Below are 20,153 nucleotides of genomic sequence, written 5' to 3' on the forward strand. Positions count from 1 at the left end.
AGTCGCAGCCCTCGCTGGCCGTGCGAGGCGGTCACGGTGCTGGTGGGGTACGAATCCCTGTCGGGCTGAGGCTTCCAGTGGAAACCAGTCCGGAGAGGGCATGAGGGTCCTCGTTGAATTCGTCATGCATGATCCCCGGCAGCACGATCTCCCACATTTCTTCGATCCGTTGCATGACGTCCGCGCGGTCGGTAAGTACTCCGGAGACCATCTGAACCCCGGTGAACGAAGCAACAAGGTATCGGGCAAATGTTCCGGCGTCGATGGAAGGCCGGACCTGCAATTCTGCCTTGGCCCGCTCGGTAAGCTGCTCCATTACGGCGATCCAGTCCTCGTAGGGGCCGCGCACGGGCGGACCAAAAGCCGTCGCCTCAAACGTCAATCGGATGCCGGCCCTCACAACTGGCTCGTGCACGAGCTGGAGTCCAAAAGCGCGGCACAGCAGGATCATTGCCGTCAGGCCTGGCCATTCCCCGGCAAGGATGCTCTCGCTTTCGGCCACGACGATCCGATGCTGCTCCTCGATGACCGCCCTGGCGAGATCTTCCTTGGACTGAAAGTGGAAATAGAGGGCGCCCTTGGTCACCCCGGCCGCCTCAGAGACCTGGGTCAAGCTGGCACTGCCGTAGCCATGCTCCTCAAAAACTGCAGCGGCACCGACGACAATGGCGCCGCGGGTGGCCTTCGCGCGATCCTGAAGGACCATCTATGAACCTCAACTTCAACTCTGGGACGTGGAAGCAGGATCTTCACCCACCCGCTGCGCGGAGTGATCGGGAGTTCCGCCTGCCGGCGTTCTCTGAAGCACCCGCTGTCGCGTCGCAACTCCGGGACCCACCAGTAGCCAACTGAAAGGTAGGAGACGAAAGCCTGGTCCGATCCTAGCAAAGCGGTCAACCGTCTTGTAGCGGTGGATCGGCTGCAACTTCTGCCACGGCACGGGCCGGTACTTTCTTGGCCAAACCAGAGCCTCCGGCTCCGGAGCTCGGCGTTACCGGTGCGCCAGCCGAGGCTCCGGCAGGACGCGTCACTGTTAGGACGAGGGGATGATGGGCCGCTTCGACTAAGGCCGGTGCGGGCGCCCGGACGCCCGGTGCACGCACCCGCTCCGGCGTCTGGCCCCAGTACTCCTCGGTGCCCCGTGGCAGACTTTCTGCCATGGAGCCCATGGATTGTCTGGTCATCTATGTCCCCACCGACGCCGCGTCCGCGGTCAGGCAGGCCATTGGCGACGCCGGGGCCGGCAAGCTGGGCAATTACTCACACTGCTCGTTCAGCCTCGACGGCACCGGGCGCTTTACCCCGCTGCCCGGCGCGAACCCGGCCGTCGGCGTCGTCGGCTCTCCCGAGGAGGTGCCGGAAACCCGGATCGAGGCGATCTTCCCCCACTCCCGTCGTAACGCCGTCGTCGACGCGGCGCTGTCCGTTCATCCGTACGAGACGCCGGCGTTCATGACCTTCCCGATCGATGCCAGCCTGCCGGACTGAGCAGGACCGGGGGTGTAGCGCGCGGGAAGCGGTCAGGTCAGCTGTGTCGGGTGGCGCGCACGACGACGTCGTGCAGCGGGAGAGCGCGGTCACCGGGCCCGGGGAGCGTCCGTGTGATCTCCTCGGCACTCGCGATGCTCCATACGGCAGAGTCGAGACCCCTGGTGATGTCCGCCAGGGTGACAGTCGCTTCCGGGGGAGGACGGTGCCCATGCCCCGGGGTGGCGGGACCGTGCAGGTGCCCGACGATCAACAGTGTGCCGCCGGGGGCTACCCAGTGCGAGATGCGTTCGTAGAAGGCAAGCTGCGGCATCGCCGGGTGCGCGTAGTGGGTGGTCACAAGGTCGAACCGGCCTCCCGGCGCCCACGACGTCAGGTCCGCCTCGACCCAGGTCACTCTGCCGGGCGCGGACTGCCCTTCGGCACGCTCGGCCGCCTGAGCGAGGGCAGCGCCGGAGATGTCGGCGCCGGTGACCTGCCAGCCGCGCGCGGCCAGCCAAGTCGCCTCGGCCCCTGTCCCGCACCCGGCATCCAGCGCTGTACCCGGTGCGAGTCCGCTGGTTTCGCGGACGAGATGCGGGTTCGGGGCACTCCCTCCCGAATCTGCCTGCGCGGCACCGTGGGCCAATGCCCAGTGCCCTTGCCAGTAGTCCTTGTCGAAGCTGTGCGTCATAGCATCCCCATCGCGTCCCCCAGCTTCTTCCCCTGACGATGTCCCTGCCGTCTCGGCCATCTGGAACCCCTTCCGATCTGATTACGCTTGAGATTCCATGGTCGTGAACAATCACGTGGGCGTGCAAGCGGTATTGCCGAATGGCAAAATGGCCCCATGAGCGACGATCTCGACCACACACTCAGCGCCGTCGGGCCGCGCCTCAAGCGCCTGCGACTCCGCCGTGACGTCACACTCGCTGACCTCGCCGAGCAGACAGGCATCTCCGCCAGCACACTCTCCAGACTCGAAGCAGGCCTGCGGCGGCCCACCCTCGAGCAGCTCCTTCCACTGGCCCGCGTGCACGGGGTAACCCTCGACGAACTCGTCGATGCGCCGCCGACCGGCGACCCCCGGCTCAATCTGCGGCCCGTCGCCGGTGCAGACGGGTCGACGATCCTGCCGCTCACGCGCCGGCCAGGCGGTATTCAGGCCTACAAGTTCATCCTCCCCAAGGGGCGGGATGGACAGGAGCCTCAGCTGCGCACCCACGAAGGCTACGACTGGGCCTATGTCCTCAACGGCACCTTGCGCCTCGTCCTCGGTGAACATGACCTGATCCTCAGGCCCGGCGAAGCCGTGGAGTTCGACACCCGAACCCCGCACTGGTTCGGCGCCACCAGCGCCGGGCCGGTTGAATTCCTCAGCCTCATCGGCAAACAAGGTCAGCGCGCCCACGTCCGGGCTGCACCCAAACGCGATAGCTAGGCGCATCCTCTGACGGGCTCACTCCTTAGGCCGCTGCCGGCGCCATCCGGAGGGCCAGCATCCCGCCTTCGAGGAGCTCAAGTTCGACGATGTGCAGCGTGTGCCGGGTTCCGGGCCGGTCAGCCGGCCTGGGTCCTCACGGTTATGCCGCGGATCCTTCTTCTGCCGCGGGAGCAGTCAATTGTCCCAGCCACTGCCTGGCAACGTCGACGGACGTGAAATATCCGTGCGGGCAATCCTGTTGGCGCAGCAGCGCCGCGGCTACCACGCGGTCCACGACGGAAGTCCCGACCAGTGCCACTGCTGAGACGAAGCGCTTCGCCAACAGCGTCTCTCTCGCCCCGGGACTCATGCACACGTCCACAACCTCCACAATCATCGGCTGCCGACTGGTTCCACTCACCGCGCGGACGGCCGCAACGACGGCGTCGGCATCGGCTGCCGAGACCGTGGAGCCGGGCTTCCAAGTCAGGTGGAAGGCGCCCTCCGCATCCAGGTCCAACTTTGCGTTTGTGCAGGTCAACGCGATATCCGCCATGAGTTCCCCTTAGTCTTCCGATGAGGGTAGCCCACCCCGCGGAATAAATGTGACGTGTTGAACAATCACACGGCATGACGGCAAAGGGCAGGAGCGCATAAGTGGTCCGCGGAGGCCCCGCATCATCGCGCACTAGCGGGCGGCAGGAGCGTTTTGACGGCTTCCGGTCACGGCCCCTGCCCAACGACCTGATCCGAGATCGTGACGGTGCCGGCGTCGCCGTCCACACGGATTCGCTGGCCGCTGGTGAGCCGCTGGGTGGCCACGCCGGTGCCCAGTACGGCCGGGATGCCATACTCGCGGGCCACGATTGAACTGTGGCTCAACGGCCCGCCGACGTCGGTGACCACGGCGGAGGCCATCGCGAACAGCGAGGTCCAGGCCGGGGTGGTGATGCGCGCCACTAGGACGTCCCCGGGCTCCATCAGGCCGAAATCCTGGGGCCCGCTCAGGACGCGGGCGGGGGCGGTGACCTGGCCGGAGCTGGCGCCGGCGCCCTTGATGACGTCGCCGGGCTGGTCCTGCGGGCCCGCCGGCATCATGGAGCCGAAGGCCCGCTCCATCCACCGGCTCTCCGGCAGCAGTTGCGGGGCAGCGGCCTTGGCCCGGCCCCGCCACAGCATCTTGCGCTCCTCGACGGCACCGGCGCGGACGGGCCGGTCTGCCCCGGTAATTGCCACGGCCGCCGGTGTGCCCGGCCCGGCAAGGCCGAACTCGACGGCGCTGCGCAACTCCCGGTGGCGCAGCCAGAAGACGTCGCCGGGCTCGGCGATGACACCGGAGCCGACCAGCCGTCGTCCGAGCTCGAACAGCATCCGACGCAACAGCGGCCACGCCAGGCCGACGTCGGCCAGGGCATCCTCGCGGATCGGGGCCGCATTTTGCGCCCACCGGAGCAACCGGAGGAACGCGGCACGGCGCCTCGGCCCGAGCCGGGCGATGATCCGGCTCGTTTCCTCCTCGCGGCGGGCGGCCGAGAGCCGCTGGCGCTCGTACGGGTCATTGCCCTGTCCCCGCAGGTAAAACTTCACCGTCTCCAGCAGCGGCGAGGGATCGTCGGCCGGCACCGGGCTGACGAAGTCCAGGTTGTAGACCGCATGGCCGAACCGCCCGAGGTGCTCCTGGAAACGGGCATGCCAGCGCTGCCAGGATGCCGGGTCCACGCCGGCAGGCGGGAATCCGGTGCGCTGCGACCCGGCCAGTGCCGCGGTGGGGGCGTTGAGGATCGCCGGGGCCAGCCCCGGGACGTCCCGGGCCCAGGCTGCGAGGTCGTACAGCGACTTCTCGGCGCGGATGGGTTCGCTGTCGTAGCCGAGGAGGAAGGTCTGGGCGGGGGGATCGCCGTCGCGCCGAACGAACTTGTCGTAGTAGGCCCGGAAGGAGATTTCGCTTGTAGCGGCGATCGGAATGATGGACTGCACGGCCGTGTAGTACACCGTGCCACCGTCCAGCAGCGTCTGCACACCCGCGAGCAGTTCCTCGCCGGAGAGCTCCCCGACGGGCTTCGCCGACCAGTCCTTGATCACCTCCTCGTAGCGGGGATGCGAAAATTCCCGCCAGCCGGCCACTCCCATATGCGCCTTGCCGCGGGCCAGCGCGCGCATCGCGGTCAGCGACTTGCCCATCACCCGCCACATTCCCGAGTTGCGGTAGTAGTAATAGGCGTAGCCGTTGATGGTGGGCAGCCCGACGTCGTCCTCGCGGATTACTTCCTTCCCGACGGCGCCGGCCATCAGGGCCCTCAGCGACCGGGACACCGAGCCGTCAATGAGGTCGGCGAACAGCGGCGAGAGCGGGTCGGGCAGCTGTTCAACGATGCTTGCCCGGAAGTACAGCCCGTGCCGGTAGGGCACCGGCCAGGCGTCCGGGACGTCGGCTGCCGGTTCGGGCAGTGCGGTGATGGGCCGGGATTGCAGGATGAAGAACTCGCCACCGGCGCGTGCCCATTCGATGTCCTGCGGCGACCCGAAATGATCCGTAATCCGTGTGCCGTAGCCGGCCAGCTCGGCCGCCGCCCGGTCGTCCAGTACGGCCTGGCGACGGCGCGCCGCCGGCACCGGCTGCTCCACGGTGCCGCGCTCCGCGTAGACGGTCATGACCTCCTTGTCAGCTGTCCGGCGCGACAGCACATGGCCCGTCTCCACTTCGACGACGACGTCATCCGTGGTGACCGATCCGCTGACGACGGACTCGCCCAGACCCCATGCTGCACTGATCAGCGTCTGGTCGCGGCGTCCGTTGGCCGGATTGGCGGTGAACATCACCCCGGCCGCCTCGGCGTCGACCATCTGCTGGACCACGACGGCGAGGCGCACCGTGTCCGGTCCGATGCCTTCACGGGCGCGGTAGGCCATGGCACGCGCCGTCCACAGGGAAGCCCAGCACTCGGTCACGGCCGCGGCCAGGGCCTCTTCCCCGCGGACGTTGAGGTAGGTTTCCTGTTGCCCGGCGAAGCTGGCTGAGGCGAGGTCCTCGGCCGTGGCGGAGGAGCGCACCGCCACGGCCGCGTCCCCGTTGCCGAGCCTCCCGTAGGCGGCGCTGAGTTCCGCCGCTATCCCGGCCGGCATGGTGCCGCCGGTAAAGAGGGCGCGGATGCGTTGCGAGGCTTCCTCGTAGTCCTGGGGCGCCGCCGTCGGCGACAGGGTGGCCAGTTCTTGGATGCCAGGCCCGAGATGGTTGGCAGCCACATAATCCGTATAGGCTGCGGTGTTCAGCACAAACCCCGGAGGGACCGGCAGTCCTGCCTGGCTGAGGCCGCCCAGTCCGACGCCCTTGCCGCCGGCCACGGCAATGTCGCCTCGCCCCACATCGCCGAAGTTGTTGATGTAGGTCATGACCTCGAGTCCTTTCCGCCCGGAGCCGGGGGCTCCGTGGTTGAGCCTGATTCCCAACATACTGGCACCGCCGCAGGCAAGAGGCCATAGCCGTGCGGGGCCAAGGTATCCCGTTGACGCCGCCGGCCGAGCGTGTGGCCCGGAGTCACGAATGGCTCCGGCCTCCAGTTCGACAACGAGATGCCCGGGGCGATAGCCGTAGCCGTTGCCCCGGGCCTCTACTCGGATCGAATGCTCAATCGCGGCTGTCTTCGGCGCCCTCGGACCCCTGGTCGTCGAAGTGTTCTTTGTGGACCTTCTCACGGATGGTGACTTCATCGGTGACCGTTTCAGTAACGATGCGGACCCGTTCAACCGGGACGGTCTCCTTGGTGACTATGACTCGCTCTTCGTGAAGGATTACCTCGTCGTCGCTGTCCGGACGGCCCGCGAACTCGCCGCGGTCTTCCTCGGCAATCGGTTCCCGCTCGATGCGAACCTCTTCGCGCTGCACTGGCACCGTCCTGGTGACGGTTTCCGTCGTGACGTACTTGCGCAGGCGTGCGCGGCCCGTGCCGGTGGCGTCGCGGGTTTCCGCGGGGTTCGTGCGGGTGGTGTCTTGTTGTGTGGTGGGGTCCGGGCCGGCGTCGGTGGTGGGTGTGGTGGTGGCGTATCCGGCGGTGCCGGTGGCGTCGCGGGTTTCCGCGCGGTCCGTTTCGGTGGTGTCTTGTTGTGTGGTGGGGGCCGGGCCGGCGTCGGTGGTGGGTGTGGTGGTGGTGTATCCGGCGGTGCCGGTGGCGTCGCGGGTTTCCGCGCGGTCCGTTTCGGTGGTGTCTTGTTGTGTGGTGGGGGCCGCGTCAGCTGTATTCGCTTCGGTGAAGGTGCGTCCGCTCTCCATCCGGTAGTGCTCGTAGAGCCGGTCTTCCTCGGCAGGCTCCAGAGGCCGATCGGCGTCGATCCTTGGCGCGTCTTTGACCTGATTCTTGTTGTAAGGAACGACGATGTCATTGCCCTCCAGTCGAGCACCCTCAAGGGGCACGAATGATTCGGACATCCCGAACAAGCCCGTTCGGACGGTCACCCAGCTGGGCTGTCCGGCCTCGTTGTCTACGAAGACCTGGCCGATCGAGCCGATCTTTTCTCCGTCTCCCGAAAGGACATTTGCGCCTTGGCTGAGCAGACGGTCAATTTGTTCTGTGGTGAGCACGACGTCTCCTTGGATCTCCTCGATTGGAATGGTGGGTCCGGCCGGGAGCCCTTGATGGACTGCCTGACCGGTACCGGACAGTACGTTTTGGTGCTGCCCGGTGCTTTGGAAGCGTCCGTGGCGCTGCGAACTCCGGGAAGGGGCCATCGGTCGGCAGTACGCTCAGCTGAGAACTTCCGAGGACGACCCGCAGATCTGGCAGGGGCAGGGTCCTGGGCGACACCTTCGCGAGCGGCGGCCTGAGGGCGAAAGCGAGTAGAGACTGGGGGATGAACGTTGTCACCACCGCCAGTCCGGCTTGGAGCCGGTGCAAAATGTCCAATGATATGCGCCGCCATTCGATCAGGAGGCTGGGACCGGTCCCGTTGCGCAGGGAGCTCTCCCGCGCCTTTTTCTGTGTTATATCACGAGTCGGGTTTTGTTAGGAAGCACCCTTATGAATAGTTGAGATCCCGGCGGCTGGGCTCCGCCGGCAGGCACGGGAAGCCCGACGGGGCACGGCCGAGCCGCTCTGCTGAGGAGGATGGAATGCGACGTGGTGAGCGCAGGGCGCTGCAGATCTGGGTCCCAGCGGTGCCCTGAAGGCGCGCGGCCGTGATCGCTGGTGAGAGTGCCGGTTGAGTCGAGTGCCGGAATTGCCGGTCAGGTCACGAAGTTCTCAGGTGCTTCCGGTGACTGGCTTCCGCCGCGGGAGACGTGGACTTTCGTGGCGGATGCTCCGGACTGCTCCGGGATCTGGGCGCGGATCTCCAGGACACCGTCGATGTAGCTGGCCTCGACGTTGTCAGTGTCCGCCCCGCGGGGGAGCGGGACGATGCGCGAATATTCGCCGTACCGCACTTCGCTGCGGTAACCCGGCTGATCCTTGTGCGCAGGTTCCGTGCGCCGGGCCACAATGTTCAAGTTGCCCTCGGTGACGGTGATATCTATGTCCCTGTCGGGATCGATGCCGGGGATGTCGGTTCGGACCACCAAGGTGTTTCCGTCCCGGTATTCTTCGACTCTGAGCCAGGTGTCGGTCTCGACCTGCAGGAAACGCCGGACAGGTTCGGGCACGTCGATGCCCGTGCGGCGGAATAGGTTGTCCATCTCTATCTCCTTGCTGTTTTGCATCTCTGGTCCCGTGAGGCCGGATGCGCGCGGAGCCGTAACATCGGCCGCTTTGGCGGCTACTACTTCTGACGGCGACGCTGGCCGCGGGAGCTGCTCTTGAGGACTTTCGGAGCCTGTGCTCAACGAAGCGTGGCGGGCAGGGGGCCTGGCATGAGGTTGGATTCGGCGGATGCGGGCCGTGAGACCCCCGGAGTTCCTTGCCGGGTGTTCCAGAACCGGCCCGCAGCCGCCGAACAGATGTTGCAGGACGCCATCAGGGGCAGCCCTGCACCCGAAGGGCCGAGCCTGCTACGCCCTGGTCCTGCGACCGGCGAGGGCGCCATAGATCAGGAGCACAATGACGGCCCCGAGGATGGAGAGAAGCCAGGTCCGGAGATCGAAGAAGTCAGCGAGGCCTCCGCCGAAGATCAGCGAGCCGATCCAACCTCCGAGGATTGCGCCCACGACCCCAACAACGAGTGTGATCAGCCAGCCGCCTCCCTGCCGGCCCGGAAGGATCGCCTTGGCGATAGCTCCGGCGATAAGGCCGAGAATGAGAAAAGCAAGAATTCCCATCTTTGTACTTCCTTTCGGTATACCGGTCGTGGAATGCGGCCGTAACGGCGATTTAATCAGCATGCGTAGTAACGCGCAATACCCGGCGTTGCGGCCTTGGATCTCGCTCATCCCTGTCCGGTCCCGCCCCCACGGGAAGCGGCGGCCGGCCGCGGGCGCCGGCCGGGGAGGCTAGTTCATTGAAGCTGGGGGCCGGACTTGGGTGGGCGGAGGGCCGTCGGAACCTGGAGTTCCCGGCCGTGGAGCCTGGAAGAACTCCACAAACCGGGCGAGTTGTTCAGACAAGGCCTCCCACCCGTCGAAGTCGGCAGGAACGGCCGCATGCTCGGCGCGAGAGGCCGCCTGCAGTGCGGCGTTGCCGGCGTCGGTAATTTCGACCCGAAACTGGCGCCGATCCTCCGGGTTTCGCGTCCTCGTGACCAACCCCCCGTCCTCGAGCCGGGCCAGGACGCGGCCGAGCGTTTGGCCTTGGACATGGACTTTTGCGGCGAGCTGCTCCTGGTACATGGGGCGGGGTGCCACGGCTTCCAGGGCGATGACGGCGGCACGCGTCAATCCCAGCGGAGCCAAGGCATCGTCGTGGAGGCGCTGGACTAGACGGGCCGCTGCCGTCAGAAGCCGGTAGCTGTCCCGGGCGTGGGGCTCACGGGCGAGGATCACGAAGAAGGCCTTCCTGATTGGGTGGCAACGAAGGTCACGCTGCCCGCGACGGCGGCAAAAAGCGCCGGCGCTGATCCTCCACCCTATGCATGCCGGACACCCTTTTGGCAAGTATGCTTACTATTTTTCGCACGCCGCCTGCAGGTGCGCGGTGCGTCGTGGGGAAGGCGGGAGCCGGGCCCTCCGATTTTCAACGGAGGGCTTGCGCTCCATATAGCAAGTGTGCTTACTATCAAGTTAGTAACCGTGCTTACTAATTTCATCCGGTAGCGCTAGTCACGATCCCAAGCGGACCATTCCTGAAAGAGAGCAACGATGACACAGAATCCATGGGCCCAGGCAACACCCGAAGTTTCCCCGGACCGGTACGCCGGCGTTGGAGTTGTGCCCCCGCAAGGTACTGGACGGGCTGACTCGAAACAGGAAGCGGCCAGGGACGAAGCTGCGGACGTGACGCGGCACGCGGCGGACGCTGCCCAGAACGTCGCCGAGACGGCCAAGACCGAGGCAGTCAACGTTGCCGCCGAAGTCAAGACCAATGCCCGGGACCTGTTGCACCAGGCCAAATCCGATCTCACCGAGCAGGCAGGAACCCAGCAGCAGAAGGTCGCCGAAGGTTTGCGATCCGTCGCCGGCGAGTTGCATTCCATGGCGTCCGCCTCGGATCAGCCCGGCGTGGCCACCGACCTCGTCCGCCAAGCCGCCGAGCGGTCCTCCGCTGTTGCGTCCTGGCTCGATGGCCGGGACCCGGGGTCGCTGCTGACCGAGGTGAAGTCCTTTGCCCGCCAGCGCCCGGGCACCTTCCTCCTGCTCGCGGCCGGAGCCGGAGTACTGGCCGGGCGTCTGAGCCGCAGCCTGAGCGCCGGGGCTCCCGAGACGACGGGCGCCACCGCTGCCGGACCGTCCACTGCCGGCCGGATCCCCGATACCGGGGTAGCGGTTCCGCCGCCGCCCGTCCAGATGCCCGCTCCGCAAACCACGACGGCGGGCCTCGCGGACACCTACCCGCCGAATCCGCTGGACTCCGATTTGGGAACCCGCGATCCGCTCCGCGACGCCGGGCAGGGCCGCCGGTCCTCAGAGTCTGTGGCGGGTGAGCCTTTGCAGCAGGGTGATCCGCTGCGCGATGACCCCTTTGACGGCGGCCGTCGATGAGCAGCGAAATGCCTCCCACAGCCGCGCAGGCAAAGGCTGAATCGACTTCCCTCGGTGACCTTCTTGGTGAGGTCACACGGGACATGTCCACCCTGATGCGTCAGGAGGTGGAACTGGCCAAGATCGAACTCAAGCAGTCCGCCACACGGGCAGGCAAAGGCACCGGCATGCTCGCCGGAGCTGGCGTCGCGGGCCACTTCGTGCTCCTGTTCCTCTCTTTGGCGCTTTGGTGGGCGCTGGGGAATGTGATGGGACTGGGCTGGTCCGGCGTCGTTGTCGCCGTCATTTGGGCAGTTGTCGCCGCCGTTCTGGCAGCCATGGGCCGCAAGGAACTGAACGCGATCAAGGGCATGCCGAGAACGGCCGAAACCCTCCAGGAAATCCCGCCCACCCTAAAACCCAACTCCTAGATTCAGCGAGGAAACACGATGAGTGAAAACCCGGATGTCATCCGAGCAGATATTGAAGCAACCCGTGCCCGCCTGGGCACCAACGTGGACGCCGTCGCTGACAAGGTCACGCCGTCGCACATCGTCCAGCGGCAGACGGACAGAGTCAAAGAGAACGTCAAAGACGCCGTCTTCGGAGTGAAGGATAAAGTCATGGGAGCCGCAGACCACACCACCGACCACGTCCACTCCGCCACCGGATCCGTCGGCGCGCACGTGAGTGACGCGGGCTCTGCGGTTGCGGGCGCGCCGGGCCAGCTGAAGAACAGGACCCAGGGGAACCCGCTGGCTGCAGGGCTGATTGCCTTCGGGGCAGGCCTGCTCGTTTCCTCCCTGATCCCGGCCAGCCAAAAGGAGCGTGAAGCCGCTGATGCCCTCAAATCGGCAGCCGAGCCCCTCACCACGGAACTGACGGACGCCGCCAAGCACGTGGCCGAAGGGCTGAAGGAGCCCGCCCAGGAAGCCATGGCTAACGTCAAGGCCACTGCCGCGGACGCCACCGATCATCTCAAGGCAGACGGGCAGAGCGCTGTGGCTGACGTCAAGGATCGCACCGCCGAAGCGAAGGATAACGTTCAGCAGGCCTGAGCCCGCGTCTGAATACGGCCGGCTGCCCTCGCTGATGCGCTGGGCGGCCGGCCGTTTCACTTAACACCACGAAGGAATCTCCATGGCCAAGAACCCAACCAGGGCAGAAGATGAATCCATGACCGACGCCGAAACGGACGAGAGCAGCACCGCCAAGGCCCGCACGGCACCCGCCCCGGACGACTCCCGCAAACCGGACAGCCCGACCGACGTCACTAAGCCCTCGTGGAAGTACATCACCAAGAAGACCCTGCGTGAATTCACGAAAGACCAGTGCCCGGATCTCGCCGCAGCCCTGACCTATTACTCGGTCCTCTCAATTTTCCCGGCGCTGTTGGCCCTCGTGTCCTTGCTGGGCATCTTCGGGCAGGCAGAGAAGACCACGTCCGCACTCCTGGAGATCGTCCAGGGATTCGCGCCCGCTGAAACTGTGGAGGCAATCAAACAACCCGTCGAGCAACTCAGCAGTTCCTCCGCGGCTGGACTCACTCTGGTAATCGGCATCGTCACCGCCCTCTGGTCCGCCTCCGGCTATGTCGGGGCTTTTGGCCGGGCAATGAACCGGATCTACGAAATCGACGAGGGCCGGCCGTTCATCAAACTTCGGGGCACGATGCTCGCCGTCACCATTGCCACCGTGCTGATCGTTCTCGTGCTTTCGGCCATGCTGGTTCTGAGCGGGCCGGTGGCCGAGGCCGTCGGCAACGCGATCGGCCTGGGCGGGGCAGTCCTTACGGCATGGAACATTCTCAAGTGGCCGGTGATTTTGTTGCTCGTGATTTTGGCGATCGCCATCCTCTACTACGCCACGCCGAACGTCAAGCAGCCCAAGTTCCGCTGGATGAGCCTTGGTTCCGCTATCGCCCTGGTCATCTTCCTGCTGGCATCCCTGGCCTTCGCTTTCTATGCGGCCAACTTCAACAGCTACGAGAAGACCTATGGTGCGATCGGCGGCGTTATTATCTCGCTGCTGTGGCTCTGGATCTTGAACATGTCGCTGCTGTTCGGTGCCGAGTTCGACGCCGAAATGGAGCGTGGACGCCAACTCCAAGCCGGCATTGAGGCCGAAGAGACCATCCAATTGCCACCACGGGATACGAAACAGAGCGACAAGCTCCAGGCCCGCGAAGAAGAAGACATTCGCCGCGGACGCGAGCTGCGGGAACAGCACGGGAACCAGCCTGAACCGCAGGATGACCAAAAACGTCCTCGGGACACCGACGGAGTGGAGCGCCCCTAGCTTGCGGAAAAGTCAGGCATCACTGATGGCGGCGAGTTTGACGTTGTCCCTCTGACCTTCCCAGGTGCCGGTGAGCGCGAGCGGGCCGACAGGGTGCTCATCCAGGTCCAGCCGCCGGATAACGAGCAAGTGGAGGCCGGCAGCCTCGATAGCGGTGCCGGCGTCGGTGGCGCGCGGTGCCGCCGAAGAGACGTCAGGAACTGCCTCGAGTTTCGGTCCAGTGTTTTGCACGGAGACCGTCTGGGCCAGGAGTTCCAGGTTTTCCCCTTTTTGGAGGTATTGCTCGGCCTGCGGGCGTCCCAACATGATGCTCGCCGCCAGGGCTGCCACGTAGATTGGGTCGGCGCAGGCATCGTAAACCCATCTCGGGCCGAGTACCGAGTGCTGCATCGTGCCGACCAACCAGGGTTCCGCGCCAGCCAAGGGCTGGGCCCTGTACGTGAGTGGGACTTGAAAAGTGGAGCTGCCCACAGACACGATGATGGTTTCTATGCCGACCTCGCCGGCGGGGTCGTCGAACCGGTAGGAGCCCACTTTGTGCAGCGCTGCCGTGTCGGGTTCCGTGAACCACGGCTGGCGGGGGAGCCACTCTGCGAGAAGTTCAAGTTTCGTCGGCTGCAGTTCTGCCTGGTGGATGATCGCCATGACTGCAAGCCTAACCGCGGCCCGGAGAGTTCGGGCAGGCTGTCCTCATTTTGTTGACGGGTAGTTTTCCGTGGCCGTTGTAGGCTCGTGGCTACCCAGGGGAGGCGGGTATGGCTTTGTTGCTGTGGCCGGACAACTCGCGCGTGACGGCTCCGAAGGATTGGCCGCCCGCCACCCCGATGGGCCGACCGCTGATTGAGAGACGCGACATGCCCGCCGTCGACTCAACGTCCTTTGGGCCATGCTCCGTGACGGAACCACCAACACGCCGACACTGCCGCAGGCAGCCGGGCTGGCCGCCTGAGCCCTTCGCGATGAGAAAACGCCGGGAGTGCTTCGGGCCGTCCCGTTACCCAAGATCGGTTAATGGCGCGGATCGAGCGCGAGCTTTAGTCTGAAGCCAACGAGGACGGTTCCCGTGATGCGTAAATCATCTTGCCGTCGCCGCACCGGCGACGGGAACGGGAAACTGTACGGCTACGGAACTACGAAGAAGGAGAGACCTCCGCCAGGGGTCGGCTCACGCACCCTGTTGGTCTGTAGGTGGGTGTTCGGCCACGCAGAAGAGGTTCCCCTCCAGATCAGCAAGAGTTGTCCACTGCACGTGGGGGAATTCGTCCAGGACGTCCCACTGGTAGGTGGCTCCGAGGCTCAGGAGGCGTTCGACCTCTGCCTGTCGTGACCCCCAGGGGACAGTCAGGTCGAGGTGGAACGCCTGGTGCTCGGGGCGAGGACCGGTCATGGGTTGGAAGAACATCGCGAACCCTCCGGGACCAGCAGGTGGCAGGTAGACGCTGTCACCACCGGGTGAGGGCAAGGCGCCGGTCACGGACGCCCAAAATTCGGCAAGCGTGGCTGGATCCTGGGCCTCCATGTTGATCGCACCAAGGGCGATCTGCTGAGTCGTCATGAGTGCAACGCTAGCAGGACCCCAGACCGCCTCCCTTTTGTGCACGTCGGCGCGGGAACCTTGCCGACCGCAGACCAGCTGGGACGCCCAAAGGGCACGCCGGAATCCGTTGACAACTCCATTGAGATTCCTTCAGAGTGATCCAGCCAGCACCATCCGGCCCGGCAAGGTAGGGCCGGCGCGTGAAGTTTCGGTCGACTATGACGGTGGTCCCCGGCCGCAGCGCGGGACGGGACTTCTGGCCTATCGGGTTATGGCGTGCACGAGGTCGTCCACTGGCCGGGAGCTGTCGATTCGAAGGACGGGGCAGGGCAGAGTTGACAGCCACTGTTCATGTCGGCGGAGGTTCCGGCCCGCGAAATCGGGGTCGTCATAACCTCGCGCCCAGGACAAGAACTCCTCATGGGCTGTCTCGTTGATCCCGCCTGTTTTGGCCAGTTCGCGAAACCTGATTCGTTCCCTCGCCCGCAGCCGCGACATGCGCGACTCCGGATCGAGGGTGAGGAGCACTGCAGCATCAATCTTCTCCACGAGGTCCTCGCCCCAGCCCATGATGGAACCCGAAAGAACCCAGGCACTCCGCGGCAGGAAGACTTCGCGCATCAACGATATGCGCTCCGGCGGCGTCCGCTTTTCCCGGTACGGCGGTGATGTCGGCTGCCAGAAGTAGTCGTCGGCGTCGGCGTGGGGTACTGCCCACTGGTTGGCGATTGCCCGGCCGAGGGTTGTCGTTCCAGATCCGCTGGCGCCCGTGATGAACAAGCGGCAAGGGTTGAGGGTGTTCAGCATCGTCGCAGAGTACCTCGCTTGGCCCAGCTCACCGCACAGCGTGGCCCAGGAGGGTTTTTCCATCCTTCCCGGTGAGACCGTCGGAGGGGTGCGGGTGTTAGCTTGAGGGGTGGGTTCCCTACCGTCGCCGCGTACGCAGAGGCTCGTGCTGTGGATCGCGATTCTCGCCTCCTTTGTGTCGTTTCTCGACGGCAGCGTCATCAACGTAGCGCTGCCGGCCATTTCCCGTGAACTGGGCGGCGGACTGACGACGCAGCAATGGGTTGTCGATGCCTACCTGATCACCCTGGGGTCACTGATCCTGGTCGCCGGTTCGCTCTCTGATTTGCTGGGCCGGGTTGTCGTTCTCCGCGCAGGCCTGATCGGGTTCGGCGCGACATCAGTGATGTGTGCGCTGGCCCCCACAGCGGACTGGCTGGTCCTGGCCAGGGCGCTTCAAGGCGTCGCGGGCGCCTTGCTGGTTCCCAGTTCCCTGGCCCTGATCACATCAAACTTCGACGAAGCGCCCCGGGCGAAGGCAATCGGCCAGTGGACAGCTGGTACGACCGTGGCTTTCATCGCCGGACCCCTGCTCGGCGGAGTGCTCGTAGATTCGGTGGGCTGGCGCTGGATCTTCGGAATCAACGTCCTGCCCATTGCCGTGACTTTGTACTTGCTAGCCGTGCTGCGGGCCAAGGATGTTCGCAAGAAGGGCGTGCGGATCGACTACCCGGGTGCTGTGCTCTGTGTGCTTGGGTTGGCGGGGCCGGTCTACGCGTTGATCGAACAGGGCAACTACGGCTGGGGGAGTCCGCTCATTCTGATGCCCCTCGCCCTCGGCATCCTGTGCCTCGCCGGATTCATTTGGCACGAAAGGACGGCGCATCAGCCGCTCTTGCCCCTCAGCCTCTTCTCCGTCCGAAACTTTGCCGTCGGCAACGTTGCTACGGCATTTGTGTACGCCGCATTGTCGATCGGGGGATTCATCATCGTGCTTTTCCTGCAGCAGGTCGCAGGGTTTCCGGCGACGATGGCCGCGCTGGTATTGCTTCCGGTCAGCATCGTCAACATCCTCCTGGCGTCATGGTTTGGTTCACTAGCCGGGCGGTTCGGACCGAGGTGGTTCATGGCCTTCGGACCTGCTCTCGCCGGCGGCGGCTACCTCCTGATGCTCGCGACTGAGATCCCGGTCAACTATTGGACCCAGTTGATGCCTGGGATCCTGCTGTTCGCCGTCGGGCTCTCGGCGACAGTCGCCCCACTGACCGCCGCCATTCTCGGTTCGGTTTCGGAACAACAGGCCGGCATCGGCTCGGCAGTGAATAACGCCGTCAGCAGGGTAGCCGGTCTGATCGGCATCGCTCTGGTAGGCCTGGTCGTGGGCGGCGAACTTGAGCTCGATGGATTTCACCGGATGGTGGCGGTGACGGCGGTGTTGTTGATACTCGGGGGCATAGTTTCCGCCGTCGGTATCCAGAACCGGCCCAAGCGGCCCGCACTTCGGGCAACGCAGAAGGTCCCATCCCAAAGCACCCGGAGCCGTCGGATTTTCAAACCTGGCCCATAGGACGGGCCGCGTTCAGAGCTTGTGTCCGGGGCCGGAGCGTCGTTGCGCCACCACGGCCACACGGGTGGCATAGGCTTTCGGTATGGGACTAATAATCACACTGCTTATCATTTGGCTTGTTCTTTCGATCCTCGGCTTCGCCGTGAAGGGCCTGCTCTGGTTGGCCATCATCGGCCTGGTACTCCTGGTGGCCACGGCTGTATGGGGCTGGGTGAAGCGAAAGGCCAAGGCCTGATGCAACCCTGATATCCATTCGGCGGCGGCCGGTCCCTTCAGGATCGGCCGCCGTTTTCGTTCGGACCGGCCCGGCCCGGCCCCGGCTGGCGGGTGACTTTGGCAACTGACTAGGGTGAGGCCACCCGGGCAGGGGCTGTTGCCGCGGCGTCGGGCGTCTGGTCCAGGCTCGGCTCGAGCCGGACGATGACTGCCTTCGAGACTGGCGTGTTGCTGCCTTCGGCCGTGTGGTTCAGCGGCACCAGCACGTTGGCTTCGGGGTAATAGGCAGCAGCGCAACCGCGTGCCGTGGGATAGGACACCACACGGAACTTGCGCACCACGCGTTCCTCACCGTCGTCGTACACGCCGCGGACGTCCACGTACTGACCGTCCGCAAGGCCGAGTTCGACGATGTCGTCAGGGTTGACGAACACCACATGGCGGCCTTTTTTGATGCCCCGGTAGCGGTCGTTGTGCGAGTAGATGGTCGTGTTGAACTGGTCGTGGGAGCGCATGCTCTGCAGGATCAGGGTTCCCTCGGGCCGTTCGACAAGTTCAAGGTCATTGACTGTCAGCACGGCCTTGCCGGTGGGCGTGGGGAATGTGCGGGAGTCGCGGGGACCGTGGGCGAGGACAAACCCGCCTTCCTGCCGGATCCGTTGGTTGTAATCCTTGCAGCCGCCCACCACGTGCGAAATGTGATCCCGGATGAGGTCGTAGTTCTTCTCATAACCGTCCCAGTCTGCCCTGATCTTGTCGCCCACCAGGAGTTTGCCCAGCCGGCTCACGATGGCCGGCTCCGAGAGCAGATGATGGGACACCGGCTCGACGCTGCCCCAGGACGGGTGCACGGCGCAGACGGTGTCCTCCACCGAAACGAACTGCGGACCGGATTCCTGGATGTCGATCTCGGTGCGGCCCATCGTGGGGAGGATCAGGGCCTCGCGGCCCGTCACAGTATGCGAGCGGTTCAGCTTGGTCGAGATCTGGACCGTCATCTCCGTGTTTTGCATGGCAGCCTCGGCGGCGTTCGTGTCCGAGATGGCACCCACCAGGTTGCCGCCCAGGGCGACGAATACCTTGATCTCGCCCGCGCGCATCTTGTTGATGGTCTCGACGGCGTCCGCGCCATGTTCGCGGGGCGGCTCGAAGTCGAACTCCTCGCCGAGGGCCTCCATGAAGGACTGCGGCATCTGCTCCCAGATGCCCATGGTCCGGTCGCCCTGCACGTTGCTGTGCCCGCGGATGGGGGAGGCGCCGGCGCCGGGCTTGCCGATGTTGCCGCGCAGCAGCAGGAGGTTGATGATCTCCTTGATGGTGGCAACACCCTTTTTCTGCTGCGTGATGCCCATGGCCCAGGTGATGATGACTTTCTCAGCCTTGAGGTAGCGGGCGGCGAGCTCGTCGATGTCCTCGCTGCGCAGGCCCGTGGCCTCGAGCACCGTGCGCTCATCCAGCCCGGCGAGGTGCTCCTTGAGCTCCTCGAGTCCCTCGCAGTGTTCGGCCAGGAAGGCGTGGTCCAGGACTGTCCCGGGGTTCTTAGTCTCGGCGTCGAGGACGCGCTTGGATACGGCCTGCAACAGCGCCATGTCGCCGCCGATCCGGATCTGGAGGAACTGGTCCGCGATCTGGACGCCGTGACCAATGACCCCGTTGACTTGCTGCGGGTTCTTGTACCGGCGGAGGCCGGCTTCGGGGAGGGGATTGACGGCCACGATCTCGCCGCCGTTGCGCTTGCACGCCTCGAGTTCGGTCATCATCCGGGGATGGTTGGTGCCTGGGTTCTGGCCCATGATGATGATCAGGTCGGCCCGGGCGTAGTCGTCGAAGCTGACGGTCGCCTTGCCGATGCCAATGGTCTGGCCCATGGCCCAGCCGGATGATTCGTGGCACATATTGGAGCAGTCCGGCAGGTTGTTGGTGCCGTAGCCGCGGACCATCAGCTGGTAGAGGAAGGCGGCCTCGTTCGAGGTCCGGCCGCTGGTGTAGAACGCCGCCTGGTCGGGGGAGTCCAGGCCCTTGAGCTTGTCGGCCACGAGCCGGAGCGCCTCGTTCCAGCTGACCGCCTTGTAGTGGTCCTCGCCGGCGGCTTTGTACACCGGTTCGGTCAGCCGGCCCTGCATGCCAAGCCAGTACTCGGTCTGGCTGCGCAGGTCGCTGACCGAATTCTCGGCCCAGAAAGTTTCGGGAACCACCACCGGGGTCGCCTCCCAGGTCACCGCTTTGGCCCCGTTTTCGCAGAACTCGAATGCCTTGCGGTGGTGCGGATCCGGCCACGCGCAGCTCGGGCAGTCGAAGCCGTCCTTCTGGTTCATCGCCATGACGGTCTTGCGGGTCCGGTTCAGTCCCATCTGTTCGATGGCCGGCTTCATGGAGTGGTACACGCCCGGGACACCGGCGGCCCAGCTTTTCGGCCCGTCCCCGACGACGAGATCCTGCTCGGACGGTTCCTCGAGATGAGGAGTCTTGCGAGTCACGTGAATTTCCCTTCTGCAACCACCACCCGGACGGGGCGGCGTGCTGATCTGCCACTCTGCACCTTACCTTCAGGCCTATCAGCTTGACCGGAGCGCCGCAAGCAATTGGCCGGGCCTGGCCCGTGGGCTAGTCCTCCTTACCAAGTAGTGCCCGAGCCCATTTACAGGTACCAGCTACTCGTGTTGCCGAGAAAAAAGCCGTGTGTTGTTGGGGTGGAAGGTCTCAGTGGGGGAAAACCAACGGATTCCAGGGTCACGGCCCTGCGGCATGCGGGTATTCATTTGCGTTCGGCCGCCTCCTTGGCGGAGCCGAGGAGATCTGTCCTGCGATGAATTTGCTCAAT

20 protein-coding genes are annotated in these 20,153 nt (G+C 65.2%); 8 read left to right on the forward strand and 12 right to left on the reverse strand.

Annotated elements, in window-relative coordinates; genetic code table 11:
- Positions 1-31: 31 nt before the first annotated feature.
- Positions 32-706, reverse strand: a complete 675-nt coding sequence (locus tag C560_RS0104765) for a ScbR family autoregulator-binding transcription factor (RefSeq protein WP_026537327.1) — start codon at positions 704-706, stop codon at positions 32-34.
- 461 nt (positions 707-1,167) lie between these two features.
- On the opposite strand from C560_RS0104765, the gene C560_RS0104770 reads away from it, so the two are divergent.
- Entirely contained in the window at positions 1,168-1,488 is a 321-nt protein-coding gene (locus C560_RS0104770; protein WP_081801619.1) for a hypothetical protein, read from the forward strand.
- A gap of 37 nt (positions 1,489-1,525) precedes the next feature.
- Here C560_RS0104770 and C560_RS0104775 read toward each other — a convergent pair whose 3' ends face one another.
- Positions 1,526-2,161: a class I SAM-dependent methyltransferase gene (locus C560_RS0104775; protein WP_026537329.1), complete on the reverse strand. Its 636-nt coding sequence runs from the start codon at positions 2,159-2,161 to the stop codon at positions 1,526-1,528.
- A 156-nt stretch (positions 2,162-2,317) separates the two neighbouring features.
- On the opposite strand from C560_RS0104775, the gene C560_RS0104780 reads away from it, so the two are divergent.
- Complete coding sequence (locus tag C560_RS0104780) at positions 2,318-2,908, forward strand: helix-turn-helix domain-containing protein (RefSeq protein ID WP_026537330.1); 591 nt, start codon at positions 2,318-2,320, stop codon at positions 2,906-2,908.
- Positions 2,909-3,050: 142 nt separating this feature from the next.
- Here the strand turns inward: C560_RS0104780 and C560_RS21260 are convergent, their stop codons facing one another.
- The 6 genes from C560_RS21260 to C560_RS22940 all read right to left on the reverse strand — a co-directional run bounded on the left by C560_RS21260 (position 3,051) and on the right by C560_RS22940 (position 9,794).
- The gene (locus C560_RS21260; protein ID WP_051533004.1) at positions 3,051-3,446 is read right to left on the reverse strand and encodes a DUF7793 family protein; all 396 of its coding nucleotides are present in this window, start codon (positions 3,444-3,446) and stop codon (positions 3,051-3,053) included.
- 167 nt (positions 3,447-3,613) lie between these two features.
- Positions 3,614-6,280 carry a PEP/pyruvate-binding domain-containing protein gene (locus C560_RS0104790; protein WP_026537331.1) on the reverse strand — a complete coding sequence of 889 codons (2,667 nt, stop codon included), beginning with the start codon at positions 6,278-6,280 and terminating at the stop codon, positions 3,614-3,616.
- 235 nt (positions 6,281-6,515) lie between these two features.
- Positions 6,516-7,466, reverse strand: coding sequence for a PRC and DUF2382 domain-containing protein (locus C560_RS0104795; RefSeq protein WP_026537332.1), 951 nt, complete (start codon positions 7,464-7,466; stop codon positions 6,516-6,518).
- Positions 7,467-8,108: 642 nt separating this feature from the next.
- Entirely contained in the window at positions 8,109-8,555 is a 447-nt protein-coding gene (locus C560_RS0104800; RefSeq protein ID WP_026537333.1) for an Hsp20/alpha crystallin family protein, read from the reverse strand.
- Positions 8,556-8,867: 312 nt separating this feature from the next.
- Positions 8,868-9,134, reverse strand: coding sequence for a GlsB/YeaQ/YmgE family stress response membrane protein (locus C560_RS0104805; protein ID WP_018773045.1), 267 nt, complete (start codon positions 9,132-9,134; stop codon positions 8,868-8,870).
- A gap of 171 nt (positions 9,135-9,305) precedes the next feature.
- Positions 9,306-9,794, reverse strand: coding sequence for a MarR family winged helix-turn-helix transcriptional regulator (locus C560_RS22940; RefSeq protein ID WP_081801620.1), 489 nt, complete (start codon positions 9,792-9,794; stop codon positions 9,306-9,308).
- A 315-nt stretch (positions 9,795-10,109) separates the two neighbouring features.
- On the opposite strand from C560_RS22940, the gene C560_RS0104815 reads away from it, so the two are divergent.
- The 4 genes from C560_RS0104815 to C560_RS0104830 all read left to right on the forward strand — a co-directional run bounded on the left by C560_RS0104815 (position 10,110) and on the right by C560_RS0104830 (position 13,226).
- Complete coding sequence (locus C560_RS0104815; protein WP_026537335.1) at positions 10,110-10,949, forward strand: hypothetical protein; 840 nt, start codon at positions 10,110-10,112, stop codon at positions 10,947-10,949.
- Positions 10,950-10,957: 8 nt separating this feature from the next.
- The gene (locus C560_RS0104820; RefSeq protein ID WP_043422603.1) at positions 10,958-11,359 is read left to right on the forward strand and encodes a phage holin family protein; all 402 of its coding nucleotides are present in this window, start codon (positions 10,958-10,960) and stop codon (positions 11,357-11,359) included.
- An 18-nt stretch (positions 11,360-11,377) separates the two neighbouring features.
- Positions 11,378-11,986 carry a DUF3618 domain-containing protein gene (locus C560_RS0104825; RefSeq protein ID WP_026537337.1) on the forward strand — a complete coding sequence of 203 codons (609 nt, stop codon included), beginning with the start codon at positions 11,378-11,380 and terminating at the stop codon, positions 11,984-11,986.
- 118 nt (positions 11,987-12,104) lie between these two features.
- Positions 12,105-13,226: a YihY/virulence factor BrkB family protein gene (locus C560_RS0104830; protein ID WP_051533020.1), complete on the forward strand. Its 1,122-nt coding sequence runs from the start codon at positions 12,105-12,107 to the stop codon at positions 13,224-13,226.
- A 12-nt stretch (positions 13,227-13,238) separates the two neighbouring features.
- On the opposite strand, the gene C560_RS0104835 is transcribed toward C560_RS0104830, so the two are convergent.
- From C560_RS0104835 to C560_RS0104845, 3 genes are all read right to left on the reverse strand, one after another.
- On the reverse strand, positions 13,239-13,871 hold the full coding sequence (locus tag C560_RS0104835) for a CG0192-related protein (RefSeq protein WP_026537339.1): 633 nt from the start codon (positions 13,869-13,871) through the stop codon (positions 13,239-13,241).
- Positions 13,872-14,391: 520 nt separating this feature from the next.
- Positions 14,392-14,781, reverse strand: coding sequence for a VOC family protein (locus C560_RS0104840; protein ID WP_026537340.1), 390 nt, complete (start codon positions 14,779-14,781; stop codon positions 14,392-14,394).
- Between the two features lie 243 nt (positions 14,782-15,024).
- A complete protein-coding gene (locus C560_RS0104845; RefSeq protein ID WP_026537341.1) occupies positions 15,025-15,570 on the reverse strand; it encodes a hypothetical protein in 546 nt (181 codons plus the stop codon).
- Between the two features lie 145 nt (positions 15,571-15,715).
- Here C560_RS0104845 and C560_RS21265 point away from each other — a divergent pair, with 145 nt between their 5' ends.
- Positions 15,716-17,116, forward strand: a complete 1,401-nt coding sequence (locus C560_RS21265) for an MFS transporter (protein WP_081801621.1) — start codon at positions 15,716-15,718, stop codon at positions 17,114-17,116.
- An 82-nt stretch (positions 17,117-17,198) separates the two neighbouring features.
- Positions 17,199-17,351, forward strand: coding sequence for an LPXTG cell wall anchor domain-containing protein (locus tag C560_RS23310; RefSeq protein ID WP_018773036.1), 153 nt, complete (start codon positions 17,199-17,201; stop codon positions 17,349-17,351).
- A gap of 109 nt (positions 17,352-17,460) precedes the next feature.
- Here the strand turns inward: C560_RS23310 and C560_RS0104860 are convergent, their stop codons facing one another.
- The gene (locus C560_RS0104860; RefSeq protein WP_026537342.1) at positions 17,461-19,809 is read right to left on the reverse strand and encodes an FdhF/YdeP family oxidoreductase; all 2,349 of its coding nucleotides are present in this window, start codon (positions 19,807-19,809) and stop codon (positions 17,461-17,463) included.
- Between the last annotated feature and the right edge of the window lie 344 nt (positions 19,810-20,153).

This window comes from Arthrobacter sp. 9MFCol3.1, assembly GCF_000620385.1.
Lineage (GTDB): Bacteria > Actinomycetota > Actinomycetes > Actinomycetales > Micrococcaceae > Arthrobacter.

What these genes read in the sequence shown, in the direction of transcription:
- C560_RS0104765 (WP_026537327.1), bottom strand. Translation starts at nt 706, where the DNA reads ATGGTCCTTCAGGATCGCGCGAAGGCCACCCGCGGCGCCATTGTCGTC.
- C560_RS0104770 (WP_081801619.1), top strand. Translation starts at nt 1,168, where the DNA reads ATGGATTGTCTGGTCATCTATGTCCCCACCGACGCCGCGTCCGCGGTC.
- C560_RS0104775 (WP_026537329.1), bottom strand. Translation starts at nt 2,161, where the DNA reads ATGACGCACAGCTTCGACAAGGACTACTGGCAAGGGCACTGGGCATTG.
- C560_RS0104780 (WP_026537330.1), top strand. Translation starts at nt 2,318, where the DNA reads ATGAGCGACGATCTCGACCACACACTCAGCGCCGTCGGGCCGCGCCTC.
- C560_RS21260 (WP_051533004.1), bottom strand. Translation starts at nt 3,446, where the DNA reads ATGGCGGATATCGCGTTGACCTGCACAAACGCAAAGTTGGACCTGGAT.
- C560_RS0104790 (WP_026537331.1), bottom strand. Translation starts at nt 6,280, where the DNA reads ATGACCTACATCAACAACTTCGGCGATGTGGGGCGAGGCGACATTGCC.
- C560_RS0104800 (WP_026537333.1), bottom strand. Translation starts at nt 8,555, where the DNA reads ATGGACAACCTATTCCGCCGCACGGGCATCGACGTGCCCGAACCTGTC.
- C560_RS0104805 (WP_018773045.1), bottom strand. Translation starts at nt 9,134, where the DNA reads ATGGGAATTCTTGCTTTTCTCATTCTCGGCCTTATCGCCGGAGCTATC.
- C560_RS0104815 (WP_026537335.1), top strand. Translation starts at nt 10,110, where the DNA reads ATGACACAGAATCCATGGGCCCAGGCAACACCCGAAGTTTCCCCGGAC.
- C560_RS0104820 (WP_043422603.1), top strand. Translation starts at nt 10,958, where the DNA reads ATGCCTCCCACAGCCGCGCAGGCAAAGGCTGAATCGACTTCCCTCGGT.
- C560_RS0104825 (WP_026537337.1), top strand. Translation starts at nt 11,378, where the DNA reads ATGAGTGAAAACCCGGATGTCATCCGAGCAGATATTGAAGCAACCCGT.
- C560_RS0104830 (WP_051533020.1), top strand. Translation starts at nt 12,105, where the DNA reads ATGACCGACGCCGAAACGGACGAGAGCAGCACCGCCAAGGCCCGCACG.
- C560_RS0104835 (WP_026537339.1), bottom strand. Translation starts at nt 13,871, where the DNA reads ATGGCGATCATCCACCAGGCAGAACTGCAGCCGACGAAACTTGAACTT.
- C560_RS0104840 (WP_026537340.1), bottom strand. Translation starts at nt 14,781, where the DNA reads ATGACGACTCAGCAGATCGCCCTTGGTGCGATCAACATGGAGGCCCAG.
- C560_RS0104845 (WP_026537341.1), bottom strand. Translation starts at nt 15,570, where the DNA reads ATGCTGAACACCCTCAACCCTTGCCGCTTGTTCATCACGGGCGCCAGC.
- C560_RS23310 (WP_018773036.1), top strand. Translation starts at nt 17,199, where the DNA reads ATGGGACTAATAATCACACTGCTTATCATTTGGCTTGTTCTTTCGATC.